The sequence below is a fragment of the Okeania sp. SIO2F5 genome (assembly GCF_010692685.1).
Lineage (GTDB): Bacteria > Cyanobacteriota > Cyanobacteriia > Cyanobacteriales > Microcoleaceae > Okeania > Okeania hirsuta.
This window is the reverse complement of the sequence record NZ_JAAHGU010000008.1, coordinates 138,712-157,539: the sequence shown is the minus strand read 5'-3', so window position 1 is coordinate 157,539 and position 18,828 is coordinate 138,712. Positions and strand designations below refer to the sequence as shown.

General features: G+C 33.6%; 15 protein-coding genes. 4 read left to right on the top strand and 11 right to left on the bottom strand.

The window, feature by feature from the left end:
- Nucleotides 1-945: 945 nt before the first annotated feature.
- From F6K27_RS05835 to F6K27_RS05825, 3 genes are all read left to right on the top strand, one after another.
- Nucleotides 946-2,379, top strand: coding sequence for a TldD/PmbA family protein (locus F6K27_RS05835; protein WP_287274764.1), 1,434 nt, complete (start codon nt 946-948; stop codon nt 2,377-2,379).
- Between the two features lie 97 nt (nt 2,380-2,476).
- A complete protein-coding gene (locus F6K27_RS05830) occupies nt 2,477-2,611 on the top strand; it encodes a hypothetical protein (RefSeq protein WP_287274765.1) in 135 nt (44 codons plus the stop codon).
- A 367-nt stretch (nt 2,612-2,978) separates the two neighbouring features.
- Nucleotides 2,979-4,280, top strand: a complete 1,302-nt coding sequence (locus F6K27_RS05825; RefSeq protein WP_287274767.1) for an APC family permease — start codon at nt 2,979-2,981, stop codon at nt 4,278-4,280.
- Nucleotides 4,281-4,644: 364 nt separating this feature from the next.
- On the opposite strand, the gene F6K27_RS05820 is transcribed toward F6K27_RS05825, so the two are convergent.
- The 8 genes from F6K27_RS05820 to egtD form a co-directional block, all read right to left on the bottom strand.
- Nucleotides 4,645-4,875 carry a hypothetical protein gene (locus tag F6K27_RS05820; protein ID WP_287274769.1) on the bottom strand — a complete coding sequence of 77 codons (231 nt, stop codon included), beginning with the start codon at nt 4,873-4,875 and terminating at the stop codon, nt 4,645-4,647.
- A 245-nt stretch (nt 4,876-5,120) separates the two neighbouring features.
- Nucleotides 5,121-6,065, bottom strand: a complete 945-nt coding sequence (locus F6K27_RS05815) for a class I SAM-dependent methyltransferase (RefSeq protein WP_287274771.1) — start codon at nt 6,063-6,065, stop codon at nt 5,121-5,123.
- Between the two features lie 190 nt (nt 6,066-6,255).
- Nucleotides 6,256-7,611 (bottom strand): hypothetical protein, encoded by a 1,356-nt coding sequence (locus F6K27_RS05810; RefSeq protein WP_287274773.1) that lies wholly within the window; start codon nt 7,609-7,611, stop codon nt 6,256-6,258.
- A 21-nt stretch (nt 7,612-7,632) separates the two neighbouring features.
- Nucleotides 7,633-8,475, bottom strand: coding sequence for a bifunctional 2-polyprenyl-6-hydroxyphenol methylase/3-demethylubiquinol 3-O-methyltransferase UbiG (locus F6K27_RS05805; RefSeq protein WP_287274774.1), 843 nt, complete (start codon nt 8,473-8,475; stop codon nt 7,633-7,635).
- Between the two features lie 128 nt (nt 8,476-8,603).
- Nucleotides 8,604-8,969, bottom strand: a complete 366-nt coding sequence (locus F6K27_RS05800) for a DUF427 domain-containing protein (RefSeq protein ID WP_287240747.1) — start codon at nt 8,967-8,969, stop codon at nt 8,604-8,606.
- A 98-nt stretch (nt 8,970-9,067) separates the two neighbouring features.
- Nucleotides 9,068-9,307 carry a hypothetical protein gene (locus F6K27_RS05795; RefSeq protein WP_287240745.1) on the bottom strand — a complete coding sequence of 80 codons (240 nt, stop codon included), beginning with the start codon at nt 9,305-9,307 and terminating at the stop codon, nt 9,068-9,070.
- A 92-nt stretch (nt 9,308-9,399) separates the two neighbouring features.
- The gene (ovoA, locus tag F6K27_RS05790) at nt 9,400-10,743 is read right to left on the bottom strand and encodes a 5-histidylcysteine sulfoxide synthase (protein ID WP_287274776.1); all 1,344 of its coding nucleotides are present in this window, start codon (nt 10,741-10,743) and stop codon (nt 9,400-9,402) included.
- Nucleotides 10,744-11,110: 367 nt separating this feature from the next.
- Nucleotides 11,111-12,109, bottom strand: coding sequence for an L-histidine N(alpha)-methyltransferase (egtD, locus tag F6K27_RS05785; RefSeq protein ID WP_287274779.1), 999 nt, complete (start codon nt 12,107-12,109; stop codon nt 11,111-11,113).
- A 204-nt stretch (nt 12,110-12,313) separates the two neighbouring features.
- Here egtD and F6K27_RS05780 point away from each other — a divergent pair, with 204 nt between their 5' ends.
- The gene (locus F6K27_RS05780) at nt 12,314-12,757 is read left to right on the top strand and encodes a hypothetical protein (RefSeq protein ID WP_287274781.1); all 444 of its coding nucleotides are present in this window, start codon (nt 12,314-12,316) and stop codon (nt 12,755-12,757) included.
- Nucleotides 12,758-13,292: 535 nt separating this feature from the next.
- Here F6K27_RS05780 and F6K27_RS05775 read toward each other — a convergent pair.
- The 3 genes from F6K27_RS05775 to F6K27_RS05765 all read right to left on the bottom strand — a co-directional run bounded on the left by F6K27_RS05775 (nt 13,293) and on the right by F6K27_RS05765 (nt 18,807).
- Entirely contained in the window at nt 13,293-15,404 is a 2,112-nt protein-coding gene (locus tag F6K27_RS05775; RefSeq protein WP_287274783.1) for a prolyl oligopeptidase family protein, read from the bottom strand.
- 1,009 nt (nt 15,405-16,413) lie between these two features.
- Nucleotides 16,414-18,228: a hypothetical protein gene (locus F6K27_RS05770; RefSeq protein ID WP_287284142.1), complete on the bottom strand. Its 1,815-nt coding sequence runs from the start codon at nt 18,226-18,228 to the stop codon at nt 16,414-16,416.
- A 3-nt stretch (nt 18,229-18,231) separates the two neighbouring features.
- On the bottom strand, nt 18,232-18,807 hold the full coding sequence (locus tag F6K27_RS05765; protein ID WP_153183489.1) for a hypothetical protein: 576 nt from the start codon (nt 18,805-18,807) through the stop codon (nt 18,232-18,234).
- Nucleotides 18,808-18,828 lie beyond the last annotated feature (21 nt).

The window sequence follows — 18,828 nt, the reverse complement described above, 5'->3', positions numbered from 1 at the left end:
GGTGGGGTATTAAACCCAAAATAAAAAGATAAATTTAAACTTCTACAGAAACTTTAACTAGCTTTGCTAAAAAAAATAGTAAAATAAAATGCAAAACTTTCAATATTTTTTTCTTGTCTTATATCTTAAATTTTGTGTATTAAGTTTTCCGCACAAGAAGAAAAAATTGGATCATATTTAATTAATGGGAAAATTGCTCCTCTTCCTTAGTTATAGTCTTTCCCAAGCTAATGAGGTACAGTTGTTTTTCTTTTTTATCGATCCCTACAGAACCAGAATTACTACTCCCTACTCCCTAATGCCTAAAACCAAGGAATTTTGTACCTCACTCTTTTTGCGAATTGCTATAGATTGAAGCATTCCCCGATTAGTTGTCCAAAAAATAAGTAAATCATTAATACTTAGGGTATCGGTATTTATCCGTTACTGATGTTGGTAGAACCGAACTAAATAACCGCAATGTCCGCTTATTATGACAAAAGTCAATAATTTGATTGTTGACTTGATAAAAAACTTTAACTAATACCAATTCAGTTGAAAGATTTCACAAATAATTTCGCTTCTGATGATGTGAAATAATTATTTTAAATTACTATATAGCAATCCTATTTTATTCGTGTCAAAAATCTTACTGCTTTTTAGGGAACACTTAACTGGGAACAGGAAACAGGTAAGAGTTTTAGTTTTTTTATTTACTTTTTGATTTGTCACGACCTATTTAGGATTGCTATAGTTAGTGTCAAAGTTTTTAGTCCTTATATTTAGCAATAGATATCATATAGCACTACGCAATTAGGGCACAGACAATACTAAATGCTGAAAGTAAGTTAGAGATTACTTGTAACTTGTAACTTGTAACTTGTAACTTTTGACTTTTGACTTTTAACTTGTAACTTTTGACTTATAAACACCTGTACAATCTTTTTTAACTTATCAAAACCTCTAATGCCTGTATTACTGACTGACGCAAAAAATATGTTATCCGACTTGCTCGCTAATTATAGTTCTCAAGTGGATTATCTGGCCATTCGCCTAGAAGAATCTCAAGGAACAGATATTCTCTTGCGAGGCAACAAAATAGAAACCCTAAGCGAAGGTCTTTCCATAGGTGGTCAAGTTCGAGCTTGTTACCGAGGAGGTTGGGGTTTTGCCAGCTTTAATCAACTCTCAACCTTGAAAGACAGAATAGAAGAAGCGATCGCTGTGGCCAAATTGATTGGAGAAGAAGAAACAATTCTAGCTCCCATCCCCATAATTCAAGCAACTCATGCAGTTCATCTCACAGGTACAGATCCACGCCATATATCTTTGGCCAACAAAAAAGAACTATGCGAACATTATGGCCAAATATTGCGGAGTGTTGATGGTCGAATTGCCACCGTATCTGTTCGTTATGGGGATAGTACCCAAAAAGTAATTCTCGCTACTTCCGAAGGCACTATGCTAGAACAATCTTGGGTAGATATGGAAATACGTTTTGCTGCCACCGCCAGGGATGGGGAAACCGTACAAACAGGTAGGGAAACTACTGGTTCCCGCAAAGCTTATGAAGATTTAACTAATTTAGATAATTATGTTCGTAGTGCTGCGGAAAGAGCTGTGAATTCTCTAGCTTTGCCTATTGTTCAAGGTAATACTTACACTGTAGTTATTGACCCAATTCTCACAGGTCTATTTGTTCACGAAGCTTTTGGTCATCTCTCGGAAGCAGATATGGTCTATGAAAATCCCGATTTATTGGAAGTGATGACAATTGGTCGGAGGTTTGGTCCTGAAAATTTACAAATATTTGATGGTGCTAAGGTGTCGCCTTTGCTAAATAATAATGTAGAAGAAGAAGTACATCGGGGTAGTTATATATATGATGATGAAGGTACTCCAGCAACTACTACCCAGTTGATTCAAGATGGTGTTTTGGTAGGACGTTTACACTCGCGGGAGACTGCGGGAAAATTGGGAGAAGCACCTACGGGTAATGCACGTTGTCTTGATTATCATTATCCACCTATAGTCAGGATGACTAATACTTGGATAGCACCAGGAAATACTCCTACTTCAGATTTATTTACTGATATTAAGGAGGGAGTTTATGCTCGCAACTGGTTGGGTGGAATGACTAATGGGGAAATGTTTACTTTCAGTGCTGGAGAAGCTTGGATGATTAGAAATGGTAAGTTAGCTGAACCCGTGCGGGATGTGACTCTTTCTGGAAATGTGTTTGAGACTTTGGCTGATATTGAGGCGATCGGCGATGATTTTTATTGGGATGAGTCAGGGGGTTGTGGTAAGGGTGGGCAAGATGGTTTACCTGTTGGTTGTGGCGGTCCGAGTTTGCGTATTAGGAATGTTGTTGTTGGTGGAGATGCTTCTGAAGTCTGAAGTCTGAAGTCTGAAGTCTGAAGGAAGAAGGAAGAAGGAAGAAGGAAGAAGGAAGAAGGAAGAAGGAAGAAGGAAGAAGGAAGAAGGAAGAAAGAGGGTGGGAAGTGTGGGGAGTGTGGGGAGTGTGGGGAGTGTGGGGAGATGGGGAGATGGAGAGGTGGGGATATCGAGAAAGATGTGGCAATGGCGCTCAGATGGAACATTTTTTTATACCGAACCCGAAAGGATTTGATATAACCCCTACTGAAATGACTCCTTTGCCAAAAACCCGTACCCCGTGCAAAGATACCATAAGGATTCTATAGCAATCGAAGCAAAGGGGGCGGACATATCAAATGCTTAAAATTCAGACAACGCCAGATTTTTCCTTCTGCTATATAAAAAACAAAAATATAGCAATCACCGAATCAGATGTGAGAATTGAGGTGTTCCTTTAAAGGAAGGAATATAGCAGTTATCTTATTGATATATTTTATTTTTTTCTTCTTCCCTGTTCCCTGTTCCCTGTTCCCTGTTCCCTGTTCTCTGTTCTCTGTTCTCTAAAAGTATCCAATATCTCACAACTAAAATCATATTACTATACTAAGGATAAAAATCTCATGACATCTCCGCCTTTACTTCGACGAGAAATTGGTGTGTTCGGCGCTACCCTCATGGGTTTAGGTTCAATTGTGGGTACGGGAGTATTTGTCAGTATTGGTATTGCTGCTGGTATTGCGGGTCCATCGGTAATTATTGCGGTGGCAATAGGTGCTGTTGTTGCTATCTGCAATGGTTTTAATAGCGCTCAGTTAGCAGCAAACCATCCTGTGAGTGGCGGTACTTATGAATATGGTTATAAATATCTGAATCATTGGTTGGGTTTTATTGCTGGATGGATGTTTCTGTTGGCGAAAAGTGCTTCTGCTGCTACTGCTGCTTTGGGTTTTGCTGGTTATTTGTTGAATGCTTTTGGTATCAATAATCAGACTTGGTTGGTGTTGACTGCTTTAACTGCTGTGGTTGTATTAACAATAGTTGTGTTAAGTGGAATTCGTCGTTCTAATTTTACTAATATTATTATTGTTTCGATTACGTTATTTTCTCTGGTTTTGTTTATCTTGGCAGGGGTGCCTCAAGTAGTATGGTCTGCTGGGGAAAATTTAACGCCTTTTTTTCCTGGGGATAAACCTATAGCATCTTTACTTCAAGCTGCTGCTTTAATGTTTGTTGCTTATACTGGTTACGGTCGTATTGCAACTTTGGGGGAGGAGGTTAAGGAACCACGACGTACTATTCCGAGAGCGATCGCTTTAACTATGATAGTTACCTGTCTGTTATATATATCGATCGCTGTAGTAACTGTGGTAGTTGGTCAGGAAGTGATTAATAAATTGTCTCAAGCAGATGTTAGTCTAGCTGCTCCTTTAGAGGTTATTGCTAAAGTAGGAGGTTTAGGTGTTCCTGTAATTCCGAAGTTAATTGCTATTGGTGCTGTGACGGCAATGTTAGGAGTATTGTTAAATTTAATTTTGGGTTTGTCCAGGGTTTTGTTGGCAATGGGGCGTCGGCGAGATGTACCGAGAGTTTTTGCTAGATTGAATAATGAGCAAACTACTCCTTATATAGCTGTGATAGTAGTGGGAGTAGCGATCGCTTTTTTGGTTTTAATTGGTGATGTGAAGACTACTTGGTCTTTTAGTGCTTTTAATGTTTTGATTTATTATGCTATTACTAATTTTGCTGCTCTGAAACTTTCTCCAGAAGAAAGACTTTATCCTAAGTGGTTAGGTTGGGTCGGTTTAGCTGCTTGTTTGTTTTTAGCTTTTTGGGTAGACCAGCAAATTTGGTTAGTTGGTTTAGGGTTAATTATTGTTGGTTTAATTTGGCATAGTTTAATTCATAGATTAATTAACGAATAGATTTAATTTTCCTCTCCTTTAAAGGTGAAAAAAGAAAATATTTTCTTTTTAGTCAATCCTCTTCTTTTCAAGGAGAGGTAATTGTTAATTAAGGTTTGCTGAAAAAGTCTTATGGGTGAAGGTAGGAGACAGGAGACAACCCACCCCTAACCCCTCCGGTGGAGGGGAGAAATGGGAATGAGCGAGGAGGTAGGAGTAAGAATTTTCCCAAGATAGTTCTGCCCAACTCTTGACCAAAATCCTGAATTTTTGAACCATTACCACCTAAAACCTTGCACCCCCTCCAGAGCTAAAATTGCTCAAACCAATATCAGTCAATAATTTGATATTTAATCAGCAAACCCTAATAATTAATAATTAATAATTAATAATTAATTATTAATTGTTGAACCATTCTCCCCGGTGACTTATCCCGTAAATTCTCAAAAGAATCGTCATCAATACTTTCTAAATCTACCCTTTTCCTAAAATCTTGTAAAGCTGACCAAAAATCACCTACCTTTTTAATTTCTACTAAAACCTCTTGATTATCAGGAAAATCTACCTCCTCTAATAACTCAATAATTTTACCTTTTTTGATTCCTTTGACAAACATAAATTTACTCCATTTCTCTTGAAAATTACTTATAAAATCTTGCTCGACAACAATAATTTAGGCTTCTATAGTTTTTTAAGTTTTCTTATATTAACTTAATTTCCCTTGAAAGAGAAATCAGATTTGAAAGATTTAATAGAATTAAAAGTCTGAAATAAATTAGCTACTTGCTCACGACTCAATATTACTCAAATCCTTAAACTACTAATTCCTGAAAGCTGACCGCTAATTGCTGAATGCTTACACTAAAACCTTCCTCCTTCTTCCTTCTCTCCTAGATAACTAAAACCTTCTTCCTTCTTCCTTCTTCCCTCTTCCTTCTGCTTTTGAAAATAATAAAAGCTTACAGAAGTTGGAATCATAATTTCTCCCCCCTCCAATTTTTGGGAATTGCTGCTCAAATAATCCAGCAATACTTGTAATTGCGAAGGAGAAAAATATGTCGTATTAGCACCAACTATAAAATCTAGTAAATGTTTACCCAAATGAGAATCATTCTGAAAACATTCTGTAATATTCAATGGAGATTCTATAATTTCTTGATGAACAGAAATATTGTGTTCAGAAAATAATTGATGTAAATCGTCGCTAAAAAGCATTGATCTTTGATCAAGTCGCTGATTTACATAGTAATAAGGTTCGCTTATTTCTGTTTTTATGGCTATTACAATAATTGCTATCCCTTCTTCTCTCAGAAGTTCGTGAATTTTCTCAAAAGAGGATTCAATTTCTGAAAAATAGTAAAATGAATAAATTAATAGAATGATGTCAAAACTTTGGGATGATTCAAATTTTTCCAATTTAACCGGATGAATTTTAAATCTAAATTTCTCTGGTTTAAATCTGCTAAGTTCCTGACACCATTCTTGTGTTTTTGCACATTCTACTTTGTTTGGGTCTACTCCAACAAAATGAATAGATTTGTTCAACTCAAGCAGCTTTGTCAAAAAAGGTTTCTCAAAAATTCCACTGCCACAACCTATACTCAAAATAGTGTAACTTTCTTCTGAAGACTTATATTTTTCTATGGCCTGAAATGTAGCTTCAAGGATTATTTCTTGTTCATTTTGCTGACTGCGATAAGCAATTAGTCCCTCCATATATTCTTGCTCATTAAGTTTGACGAGCTTGAGTTTTGGGTCTGAGATAAAGTTAGCGATCACTGATTTTTGTAAACTATCCATCATCATTTTTTCTATTTTTTCCTCTACCTTTGATTACTGATTATATCAATTCCCAAAAATCACGCGATATTTCCTCAAGACTTCAGTTATTAAGTAATAAAATGTTTGTAAGGATTATAGGAAAAGACTGAGGAGATTTTATTCGGTCGAACCCTATCCCTACTCCCTACTCCCTACTCCCTACTCTCAATTAAATTTACAATTTTTCTTTAGTCTTTTCAAATAACCAGTCCGGGATTGCGTGTTCTTTTTCATACACAGAATTATATTTATATTCTATTTTTTCCCAGTCAATTCTAGTATCCGATAAAACTTCTTCAGCAAACATATTTAATGCTTTACCAGATAAACCTTTTTCCAGACATTTTTTCATCATCAAACGACTTTCATCAATTTCGCCAATACATTCAAAGGGAGTATGGGTTGATAAACCTATCATTGCTTGAAAAATCGGCAGTAAATCTTCATCATCAAATAAATTTACCTGAAAAACTTCATCAACAATATCTGTCTGACAAAAAGCCATTAACCCTAACCAAACATAGGCACATTTCGGGCATTTTTTACACCAAGGTTTTTTAATATTACAGGAATGAATTTTCGGAATAACTTCAGGATATTTACTCAAGTTTTGAAAAATACGAAGGTCGTAAATAGGTTGTAGGATACTAAAGTATTTAAAATTAGATAAGAGATTATCCCGAATAAATTGGTCTAAAAGTTTTTCTGCTTCTAGACCTTTTCCCCATTGATGGTTAACTTCTCTGCCTATTTCTTCCCAAAACATATTTCCCGTATTAGCACTTTTTTCGTGAGCTAAACATAAGTAATTGTATCCTTTATCCAACATTAAAAATAATGATTCAAAGACAGATACTGGAGTTTCTGGAGCGATAATTCCTGAATTTTCTGGGAAATATAATTGAAAAAGAGGAAAGTCAACAAAATCATCAAAAATAGAAATTTTATGACTTTTAACTGGATTCACCTCTGCTACTACTCCAGCAATTAAATTATGTTGTAAATCTGCTTTTCCATAAATACTATGAGAATATTGCATAGAGGCAAAAGGAATATTTGCTTCTTCTAACATTTTCATAGCAACAATACTATCTTTACCACCGCCACAACCTGTCAGAATAGTACGATTATCTCCTAATATTGATACAGGATTAGCCTCTCCTAAATCTTGTGCATAAATAAATTCTGGTTGCTGATAATCTGTAATATTATTTTCATACCAATGCTGACCAAATACCCCTTGATAAATTTTGACAAAAAATTCTAAAACAGGTTTTTCTAAATGTGTAGCTATTCTAGAAATATCGTAATATTTCGGAAATAACGAACATAACTTCATCCCTTCAAATAAAGCAATATAACTTGCTATTTTTTCGATAAGTTCTTGAGAGTATTTTTGTTGCAAGGCAGAGAAAGATACATCCTGATAAAAAACTTTTGTTGAGAATTGAAATTTATCGGCACTATAGATAACATTTAGATGATGTTCGTGAATTGTAAAATCAGATATTTTAATCACTTCTATTTTCACGGAATTTATCTCCTTATCTTGCTAAATATTGCTAACTTCGTCAATGATAAGCAAATCAACTATCTGCTCAAATTGGTATTGATTAGTTTCTCGATCAAAAGACTCTTGTAATATAGGTTGAAAAAAATTCAATACATCTAATGTATTATCAAAAACACATTTTTTCAAATATATTTCTAGTATATTCTTACTTTCAAAATTTATCCTGTGGGAAAAACGGAATCTAATATTTTCATAATTTATTCCTAACGTATCCAAAATTTGTTTGTGGTCTTCAGATGTTAGAAAATATGTGGTATTTTTTCGTTCTGCATAATGGCTCAGATAAAAACTATATAAATTGTTGTAAGAAGATTTTTCAGCAAGTTGATAAATTAAAAACTTACCATTATCACCTAATAAATCTAAACAATAAAGATATACATCTGCCATTCTATTTGGATCGACAGTGCAAAGAGAATGAATTGCCCATATAATATCGTAGCTATTAGTTTTTTCAACTAATTGTTGAAGATTTTCTGTCCCAGATAAGTAGGTTTTATTTATACTAAAATGCTGACAACTATCAAATTGTTTTTGCGCTACCTGTAGACAGTATTCTGAAATGTCAAGTAAATCTGCTGATATATGAATATCGCCCTCAAGTTTCTTGTCTAACAAACTAGGAAATTTAGCAGTACCACATCCTATATCTAGAAGCTTGAGTTTATTTTTAGCAAATCCTTTAAATAGATTATTAAATGAATATTCTTCAATTAATTTTTCATAATCTATTTGAGTCACCTGAAACCATGAATCTAGGTCTAACTTTTCTGCTTGATAATAAGATTTTGAAGGATTATAATTATCATTTGTTAATTTCATATTATTTTGAATTTTGTAGTTATAAAAAGGTCATTATAAGTATTATATAACAAATAATAATTATCATATGCTTGCTTTTTGAGAACTGTCTTAATTTTCAATTACTTATATTTTCATTATTTAATTATTTACCACCATCTTGTACCTGGTTCGCCTTTAAATGGCCCGACAATATCAGCAGTAATCCATCCTGCATAAAAATCTCCTGCTTGAGGCGTAGCTAACTCATCATTAACATAACAAGCATCCATTAAAGCAGCCACAAAACTATAGTATTCTTGAATAGCTACAAAATTTGCCGTAGGTTCAACACATCGCCAAGCGGCATTTTTTATATACTTTTCACCAATACAAACATCGTAATATTGATAAATACCTTTCCACTCACAAAAACCTTTCTTTGGTGTTTCAATTAGATGTTCTAATTTAATATCTTCGGGGGAAAAATAATAGGTAGGAGTATGACTCGTTTCTAAGACTCTTTTCCCAGACAAAATAGCCTTTTACTATAATATTTTAACGTCAATTTACCACCTACTACTGTTCTGATTCTTGGTGCAAATTAGACAAATCTTCTAAACTACTAAAATTATCAATTGCTCTTCCTAAATTTTCTAACTTTTCCAGAGATAACTTCAGTCAATTTTTTTTGACCAAAGTATTTTTGATGAAAGTTTTTTCTTTCTGTAATTACTTTGTTTGATTGAACTTCCTCTTTAACTAATATTCCTTGAAATTCTGGCATTTTTTCAAAAGCTTCAATCCATTTAGATACCAGATAAGAAAAAATAATGCTTGAGTCAGTTAGTAGGTAAAACTTTTTCTGAGTCATAACTTCTGTTAGTCTATAATTATGCCAAATTTTTACCAAGACCAGAGGAATGTTTTATTCAAGAATATTTAGAGCTTATTTACCTGTTATTACTACCCTTGAACAATCCTAAAACCAGCGTGTTGATAAAAGTTTGGACGGAACCAATTACGATAATATTTCAAAGCTTCTGTTCCATTAGTTATCCAACATCCCCCTAACATCATATTATGTTGACTATCAAAAAATGGAGCCGAATAATCTTCATAGAGTTGATGAGTTTTAAATCCTGAAAGAGGATTCAAATTATCAGTTAACCATTCCCAAACATTACCCCGCAAATCATATAATCCCGATTCATTTTTTGCAGTTTCTAATAAACCAACAGGAGTAGGAGAACCAAATTTAAAATTTAGATTATAATTATCTACCTCTACTTCTTTACCATTTCCATAAGTTGCTAAATTATATTCAGCTTCACTCATTAACCGAGTATTTTCACCTTTCCAACAACAATATGCCATTGCTTCATAATGATTAACTTCTACAGGCCAATCTAAGGGTAAATCTATTTCATCAAACATAGCTCGATATTTATAACCACCATTTTCAGCTATCCAAAATTTAGGATGTTTGATGTTATTTTCAGTTTTCCAATGCCAACTTTCTTGAGTCCAAAAATCTTGATTTTCGTAACCACCAGACTTGACAAATTCTAGAAAATCTGCGTTAGTAATTAAATATTTACTAGCAACAAAAGACGAGACTTCAACTTGGCGATCGCCATATTCTATATCCCAACCAAAAGTAGGATTATCTTCTGGTTTACCTATTTTTACTACCCCACCAGAAACTTCAACCATTTCATTATTAATTGGCCTAGCATTTGTAGGAGCATATTCCCAATTACTAGGACGTTTTACTTTTTCTACAGGTAGTTGCCGAAACAACATGGATGAAGTTTCGATATGAATGCGTTGATGTTCGATACCCATCATCAATGCCCACAGAGGATGATTTTGATGGATAGGGAGATTTAGAGGGGTTTTCTCAATTAGGTCCAAAATGATTTGATAGACTTTTTCTCGATACTGCCAAACATCTTCAAGTTTAGGCCAGTTGATATGGGCGATCGCTTGGTCTAACTCTTCTGGTATTTCTGGATCTACTCCTAGCTCAAATAATATTTCGTAGTTAGGGTTGAGGCGTTTTTCTAATAATTCCACACGAATTAATTTATTGATGTAGAAAACTGCTGAATGTCCGAGATAAAAAATTAAAGGATTTCTCAAAGGGTCGGGATTGGAATAAAATGTTTCTTCACCAACTAGACTGTTCATCAAAATATCTTCAAGTTGCCAAGCATTGTTAAAGTAATCAAGGATATCTTGGCGTAGTTTATTGTTAGTATTACTATTATCAAGTTTTGGTGGAGTAGTAGATTTTATCTGGTTCATAGTGTTATTAACGGGAAAATAATTTTAATTGTTTACTTTTGCAAGGTGTTTAAGATTTAGGATTCAGTTTTTTTGTGAATAAGTAATAAAGAAAGTAAAGGAAAACAACATTAAGTAGTAGCTTTCCACAAGGATTAGTAGGCACTCAAGACAGGATTATTTTTATGATAAAAAACCTCAATCTAGATTTACACTTCATTTGAAAACGCTATAGGTTTTAATATTTTACCGTAGGAATTTGGAAACCAAAACCCTACAGTTTTTTCCCACTAATTGCTGAGACATGACCTCTCTTTGGGCAACATTCCATAGGAAATGTTTACCATATTTTTTTTCTTCCTTCTTCCTTCTTCCTTCTTCCTTCAAATTAAGCTTGACAAAGAATTAATCCAAACCATCTTTTAGGGTCTGTCCACATTTTCTTAACTTTAAGTCCTTTTGTTTCCAGCTCTGTTTGAATAACTGCTAAATCAAACTTGCGAGAAACTTCAGTCAGAATACTTTCCCCTTTCTCAAAATCAACCTTTACATCTAGAATTTCCAAAGAGAATGTGACATTTTCTTGACAATAAAGACGCATTTCTATTTGCGATTTTTCTTGATTATAAATAGCTTTATGAGTAAATAAATCGAGGTCAAAATTGCCTTGGAAACGCCAATTCAAATGGGATAACATATTCAAATTAAAAGCAGCTGTAACTCCTTTACTATCGTTATAAGCTGGTTCTAAAATTTCTTTGGGTTTTTGTAAATCAATGCCAAGTAAAAAATAATTTCCTGGTTTTAAAGCATCAGTAACTTGCTTCAAAAAACGGTCGAATTCTTGTGGTGGAAAATTGCCGGCAGAACTTCCCAGAAAACAAATTGTTCTGTTTAGGGAAGTTCCTTCAAAAAAGGTTGGTGTAGGGTTTGACTTTAGATGAGCTAAAGTTTCATCATAAGTGCCAATAAATCCCTCAATGGAGAAATTTGGATATTTTTCTTGTAGCTCTAGTACGCTAGTTTTGAGTATTCCCCCACTTACATCAGTAGGTACATATCTAAAAGAACCACCTATTTTTTGATAAGCATCCAACAACAAGCGAGTTTTGGTCGAACTACCACTGCCTAATTCTACTAATTCACAACATCCAGTTAGTTGAGCAATTTCATCTGCATATTCCTCTAGAATAGAAGCTTCTGTACGAGTCGGATAATATTCAGGTAACTGACAAATTTCTTCAAATAGTTCTGAACCGCGATCGTCATAAAAATATTTGGGTGGCAAACTCTTGGGACTTTTTTTCAATCCGGCAATCACATCTTGTCCATCATTTTTCACTGCTTGATAGTTGTCATTGATAATGGTCAAAGGTTGTAAGGACATTGTTTAACTCCTACATAATAGGTTGGATAATCAAGAGTTTTTTGTTAACAAATTCTGGACAAAAATTTGTCATCATAAAATTCTTCTGGAAAAATTTTAGTATAAACATTACTTGGAGTAATAAATTATTTTGTTGACGAAGAGTAATTTTTTGATATTGTCATAACATTCACTATTTATTGAATCTTTCAACGAGGAAAAAACATGAACAATCTTATGACTAAGTTTTTCAGCAGTGTGTGGCATAAGTTCCCACAACAAATATCTAAATTAGTAGCTACATTAGTAGCAACATTTGTCCTACTATTTGTCGGCACAATTTTTCTACCAGTACCTTTCGCCCACGCAGCAATGGTCTTATACTGTGATGGATTGGATCATGGTGGCTACCCTTATACAGCAACCTATGTAGATGGATTATTTACTCAAGTCAGGTTTGATCGTTCTCTAGATTTACCCCCTGTAGTCTCGGAATTAACCTACGATACTGTAAATGAGCAAGGTCAACCAATTTACCGAGGTGGTTATTTAGGAGCAGCAGATGTAGTTCTTATCGATACATCAGGAGGTAATGTCAAACCTGGTTCAGAAGTATCAGTATCAGTTGACAACCAGTGGAACCAAGAAAGGGGTATTTGTGGAGTTTAATTAGATATTTTTCATAACTTTTATAGATGTAGAAATCTGATTTTGGTTCTGTTAAAATATCCATATCCAGGAAAAACTAAACCCAGAAAAATAAAGAGACAATTTTTTCTTCTACCTCCTCTATTATTCTCCTTACTCCTGACAAAAAAATAAGGTCTCAAGCCTCCCCTTTCAAGGGTATAAAACAAAGATAAACTTCTGATACAGCAGATTCCAAGTACATGAAGTACAGATATTAACAATTAAATGAATGCAAGATGGGTGTATCTCACCAAAGTAGAATCCGCTGTAACTGATAATTGAATAACTGAAATTACTCCTACCGTAAGCATTCACCTATTAGCAGTCAGATCGAGCGCAATAAAAATGAATGAACCAAATATTTGCTTAACTTCTACTGCATTTTTGAACAAAGAACTGAAGCACAAGAACAAAGAGCTTAAATTGTCCACTAAAGGTAGTAAAGCTAATAGCTGACCGCTGAATGCTGAATGCTTATCTCCTACCTTTACTCATCAGACTTTTTCAGCAAACCTTAATTACCAAAATTTTTTGGCAATTCAATCTCAAAATTTCTCAGCAAAAAAGCAAATTCGTCTGTAATTTCTTCAATTATTTTCGTAGTAGGTTTTCCTGCTCCATGACCTGCTTTAGTTTCTATTCTAATTAATACTGGATTATCTCCAATATGGGCTGCTTGTAAAGCAGAAATAAACTTAAAACTATGAGCTGGAACAACTCGGTCGTCATGGTCAGCAGTAGTAACTAAAGTTGCAGGATAAGATTTTTCAGGCTTTAAATTATGTAGAGGAGAATAAGCATATAAAGCTTTAAATTCTTCTGGATTATCTGGAGAACCAAAATCAGCAACCCATGCCCAACCAATAGTAAATTTATGGAAACGTAACATATCCATTACTCCTACTGCAGGTAGAGCTGCACCAAATAATTCTGGTCTTTGAATCATACAAGCACCTACCAATAAACCACCATTACTTGCACCAGTAATAGCTAATTTTTTCGATGAAGTCCACTTATTTTCAATCAACCATTCAGCAGCACTAATAAAGTCATCAAATACATTTTGTTTCTGTTGTTTTATCCCTGCTTTATGCCACTCTTCACCATATTCTCCACCACCACGAATATTGGCAACTGCATATACCCCACCCATCTCTAACCAAACTAATCTACTAATAGAAAAGTTGGGAGTCAGAGAAATATTAAATCCTCCATATCCATAAAGAATAGTTGGGCTATTGCCATCTAGCTTTACACCTTTTTTATGAGTAATAAACATGGGGATACTTGTACCATCCTTACTACTATAAAAAATTTGCTTGGTTTCAAATTCATCAGGATTAAAATCTACAGTTGGTTGGCGATAAATTTTACTTTCATCACTTACCATATCGTACTGATAAATAGTTGATGGAGTTGTGAAACTAACATAACTATAAAATGTGGTTGTGTCATGACGTTTACCATAAAAACCACCCACAGAACCAATTCCGGGTAAGTCTACATTTCTGACTGGGGAACCATCAAGATTAAATATTTTTACCTGAGTATGAGCATCTTTTAAATAGAAAGCAACAAACTGATTATTAAGTGTGCCTACCCCTCTCAATGTATCTGTTGTTTCAGGAATAATTTCTTGCCATTTATCCTTATTTTCTCCTGTGACTAAAGAAGGAGATGGAGAATTATTAATATCAATGGCAATAACTCGTCTTTTCGGAGCATCAAAATCTGTGACAAACCAAAAGATATTATCATCATTATCAATTAGACGATATTCGGCTTCAAACTCACTAATTAGTTCTACTATCGGCGCATCTTCTATAGTTAAATCTTGATAAAAAACCAAATTTTTGCGGTCTGTACTTTGCCAAACTGTAATAACTAAATATTTACTATCTTCCGTGACATAGCAATTAAAACTCCATTCTTTTCGCTCTGGTTTTTCATAAATTAGTACATCATCACTTTGAGGAGTACCTAAACTATGGTAGTAAATTTTTTGTAAATAATTAGTTTCTTCTAATTCTCCTGCTTGTGGTTGTTCGTAGCGACTATAAAACAAACCTTGATTATCATTTTTCCAAGCTGGTACATTAAATTTTATCCATTGCAAAACATCTGGTAAATCTTCTCCTGTCTCAATATTTTTAATCCGCCATTCTTGCCAGTCTGAACCAGAATTAGAAATACCATAAGCGATTAATTTGCCGTCTTTACTAATAGCAATTCCCGAAAGAGCGACTGTTCCATCTTCTGATAATTTATTAGGGTCTATCAAAACTTTTGGTTCGGCATCAAGAGTAGGCAAAGTGTATAAAATACTTTGATTTTGTAAACCATCATTTTTGTAATAAAAGTAGCGATCGCCTTGTTTGAAAGGAACGCTATATTTTTCATAATCCCAGATTTTAGTCAGTCGTTTTTTGATGTTTTCTCCTTCGGAAATTTCTGCGAGATAATTAAAAGTAATTTCATTCTGCGCCTTTACCCACTCTTGAGTTTCTTCTGAATTAGGGTCTTCTAACCATCGATAGGGATCTGCCACTTCTACACCATGATAATTTTCTACTATGTCTGTTTTGTGGGTGATGGGATATGTTAGAGGTTCTTTTGGATATTTCATATTTTTGATTTGTGAATGGTTGATTTAATCTTAGAAGTTGATTGGATTTTTATCAAGTAAAGAACGTCTAACTTTTGTCATTGTCACATCAGGAAAATCTCAATATTGTTGATTTTTTCGGATAATTTATAGAGTTGCCTAGAAAATTTTCAGTGGTGGAAGGGTGGAGAGATATAAATGATTTACTCTATGGGAAATATCTCTTTGACTTTTGTCATTGTCACATTAGGAAAATCTCAATATTGTTGAATTTTTCGGATAAGTTCTAGAGTTGCCTAGAACATTTTCAGTGGTGCAAGGGTGGAGGGATATAAATGATTTACTCTATGACAAATATCTCTTTGACTTTGGTCAATATTGTTGAATTTTTTGGATAAGTTATAGAGGTGCCTAGAACATTTTCAGTAGTGGAAGGGTGGAGAGATATAAATGATTTACTCTATGGCAAGTATCTCTTTGACTAATGATTTACTCTATGGCAAGTATCTCTTTGACTTTGGTCATTGTCACACTAGCAAAATCTCAATATTGTTGATTTTTTCGGATAATTTATAGAGTTGCCTAGAAAATTTTTAGTGGTGGAAGGGTGGAGAGATATAAATGATTTACTCCATATATATATTGTTGATTTTTTCGGATAATTTATAGAGTTGCCTAGAAAATTTTCAGTGGTGGAAGGGTGGAGAGATATAAATGATTTACTCTATGGCAAGTATCTCTTTGACTTTGGTCATTGTCACACTAGCAAAATCTCAATATTGTTGATTTTTTCGGATAATTTATAGAGTTGCCTAGAAAATTTTCAGTGGTGGAAGGGTGGAGAGATATAAATGATTTACTCTATGGCAAGTATCTCTTTGACTTTGGTCATTGTCACACTAGCAAAATCTCAATATTGTTGATTTTTTCGGATAATTTATAGAGGTGCCTAGAAAATTTTTAGTAGTGGAAGGGTGGAGAGATATAAATGATTTATTCCATGGCAAGTATCTCTTTGACTTTTGTTACTTCAATCAGAAAAACTAATTTCTTCATTATCGAGTTTAATTTGAAGTTTAGCTTTTACATTATCGCTAAACTTAAGATCGGATACCAGATTATTTAAGTCTTTGTAAGGATTACTTTTTCTATTATTTAGCAGCTTTTGAATAGTTTTGTTCTTAATACTTGTTCCTCTAAAAGCAATTATTAATTTTGCTTCGTTCGCTGTATTGATATTAACAGCAGTTGAGCTTGTCGAATGTGAGGATGAAGTTGATTTTGTTTCAATAATTTTCTCTATAGTTGAACTTGTTGAATTTGGTAATTTACTTGATTTTTTATCAATAACCTTATCTACTTGAATAAATTCAATATTTTGTAACTCTAGCTTTCTTTTAAGACGTTCTGGACATGAAGGAGCAATCATAAAAGCTAAGTCCGGAGGAGTATTTTCTGAAGGGTATGGATTAAATCCTAAATCATCTAACCATCGACTAAAATCATCCAAGTGTTCAATAATCAATTTATAATTTTTAGCTTCACCAAAAGTTCTAGCTATTACTCTATTATTATCAAGCAATTCTACATAACAATCTAAGGCATGCTTTTGTCCTGTTTTTTTGCCTTGAATTACTTTTGTAGTTTCCACTGTTGATAATGTGTATACTCTCTGTTGTAAATATTTTCCCCACCTTTTTTGACATTCTGCTTTGACTAATTCACGAGCATCACCTTCAAATTTCTGCTCTTCTGCTTCGGCAAAATACCTTTCATGTATTTCTAGAACTTTTCCTGAATAATATTGACAAAATTCTCTAAAATTTTTAGCTGGTCTCAAAGGTATATTCTGAATTTCTTGCCAAGCATTATTAAAATTTTTATATCCTTTATATGCTCCTTTAATTCTTTCATCTATCTCTTGTTTAATCATCATAAATTCTTTATCAGAACCTAAACTAAGATTAATCGTTGACTTTTTGACTAAACTTTTTAATACAGAGTCTCCTTCAATTAAAGAACTGACATTATCTGATGTACCTACCAAATAAATTAGCAGAGGAATACTTCTTCTAAATTTCTGAGCAGCTTGCTTGATTAATGCTCTAAAAATTACTCTAGTTTCTTCTATTTCTTGTTGAAATTTTTCTAATGAATCTAATTCATCTGTTAGATAGACAAAAGTAAATCTGGGGTCTACTTTTGTGACTTGAGATATCACATCAAAAAATAATTCAACAAAATTTACTTCACTTGTTGCGAAAAATTTACTAAATTTTGACCTAAAAGGATTTAATTTTATCTCTTCTCTAGTTCCTGTATTTAATAATGACCCTGCATCAAATTCTTCGAGAATGTTTTTAGCAACTTCTTTTACATCTGGCAATAAATTTTGATTATGTATTAATTGCCAAAAAGTATCTCCTAAAATATAACAGTAAAGTTTAATGCTAAAATTATGACTACTACCAACTGTCCGTAAATGAGAAAGTGGAAACTGAATTACTACAGAATGTTTTTCATAATTTGACTGAGTTGTTGTTAATTCATGCAAATAAGTTAATAGGGAAGTTTTACCACTACCAAGAAATGCCGCCACAAATCTAAATGTAAAAGATCTATCATCAAAAGTATGTTTAAGATCGTCTCGAAGCAATTCCGTTATATTTGATATTGAAGAGTTACCAGATAAACTTTCAGCTGTAGTTGTAGTATCATCTTCACCCTCTTTTCCTGGTAATCTTACATCACGTTCAACCCAAATATTTTCCACATAACCTTCTCCTGGTTGAATTTGCTGTAAAAACTTTCTAATATATCTTTTTTTTCCTGCATCTTCCGGCATAATTTAGTTCACCCATTGAATTAATTCTTTATTGTTTTCTTGTACCGCAAATACTAAACCATCAGATTTCAATTGCTCAAAATATTTTTCTAGTAGCAATTCAGAAATATGATTATTTTGCCTAAACTTTTGGCAAATTTCTTTACTACGAATAGCCACAACACCTTCCAATTCTTGACGCCTCCTTTCTTCAAGGTAAAGCTTTTTAAACTTATCTACAAAAGTCTCAAAATCCATATCCTCATTTTGATAATTTATCTGATTATATTTTGCTGTTAATTTTAAACAAGCCATCAGAGCATTTAAAATTTTAGGTCCTTTGTTAGACCTAAATTTATACTCCGTTGTTTGAAGATTAAGAACTAGAGCTTTCATTCCCATCTCAGTAACTTTAATTCTCCCTCGTTTAGGAGACTCCAATAACTTCAGCTCACATAAACTCTCACAAACCTGTTTTGCATTGGGGCGGCGTTTTTTAGATAAATGATTCCTAACTGTACTTCTAGTAACAGTTCCTTCTGTTGAATAAGCAAATGTGTAAAGCAAATAAAGCAATTGTTCAGTGGAAAGCTCTGTCATTAGTTCCTCTTATAAAATTTA

Coding starts and splice junctions, on each gene's coding strand:
- F6K27_RS05825 (WP_287274767.1), top strand. CDS start 2,979: ATGACATCTCCGCCTTTACTTCGACGAGAAATTGGTGTGTTCGGCGCT.
- F6K27_RS05820 (WP_287274769.1), bottom strand. CDS start 4,875: ATGTTTGTCAAAGGAATCAAAAAAGGTAAAATTATTGAGTTATTAGAG.
- F6K27_RS05815 (WP_287274771.1), bottom strand. CDS start 6,065: ATGATGATGGATAGTTTACAAAAATCAGTGATCGCTAACTTTATCTCA.
- egtD (WP_287274779.1), bottom strand. CDS start 12,109: ATGTCCTTACAACCTTTGACCATTATCAATGACAACTATCAAGCAGTG.
- F6K27_RS05795 (WP_287240745.1), bottom strand. CDS start 9,307: ATGACTCAGAAAAAGTTTTACCTACTAACTGACTCAAGCATTATTTTT.
- F6K27_RS05780 (WP_287274781.1), top strand. CDS start 12,314: ATGAACAATCTTATGACTAAGTTTTTCAGCAGTGTGTGGCATAAGTTC.
- F6K27_RS05770 (WP_287284142.1), bottom strand. CDS start 18,228: ATGCCGGAAGATGCAGGAAAAAAAAGATATATTAGAAAGTTTTTACAG.
- F6K27_RS05805 (WP_287274774.1), bottom strand. CDS start 8,475: ATGAAATTAACAAATGATAATTATAATCCTTCAAAATCTTATTATCAA.
- ovoA (WP_287274776.1), bottom strand. CDS start 10,743: ATGAACCAGATAAAATCTACTACTCCACCAAAACTTGATAATAGTAAT.
- F6K27_RS05775 (WP_287274783.1), bottom strand. CDS start 15,404: ATGAAATATCCAAAAGAACCTCTAACATATCCCATCACCCACAAAACA.
- F6K27_RS05835 (WP_287274764.1), top strand. CDS start 946: ATGCCTGTATTACTGACTGACGCAAAAAATATGTTATCCGACTTGCTC.
- F6K27_RS05765 (WP_153183489.1), bottom strand. CDS start 18,807: ATGACAGAGCTTTCCACTGAACAATTGCTTTATTTGCTTTACACATTT.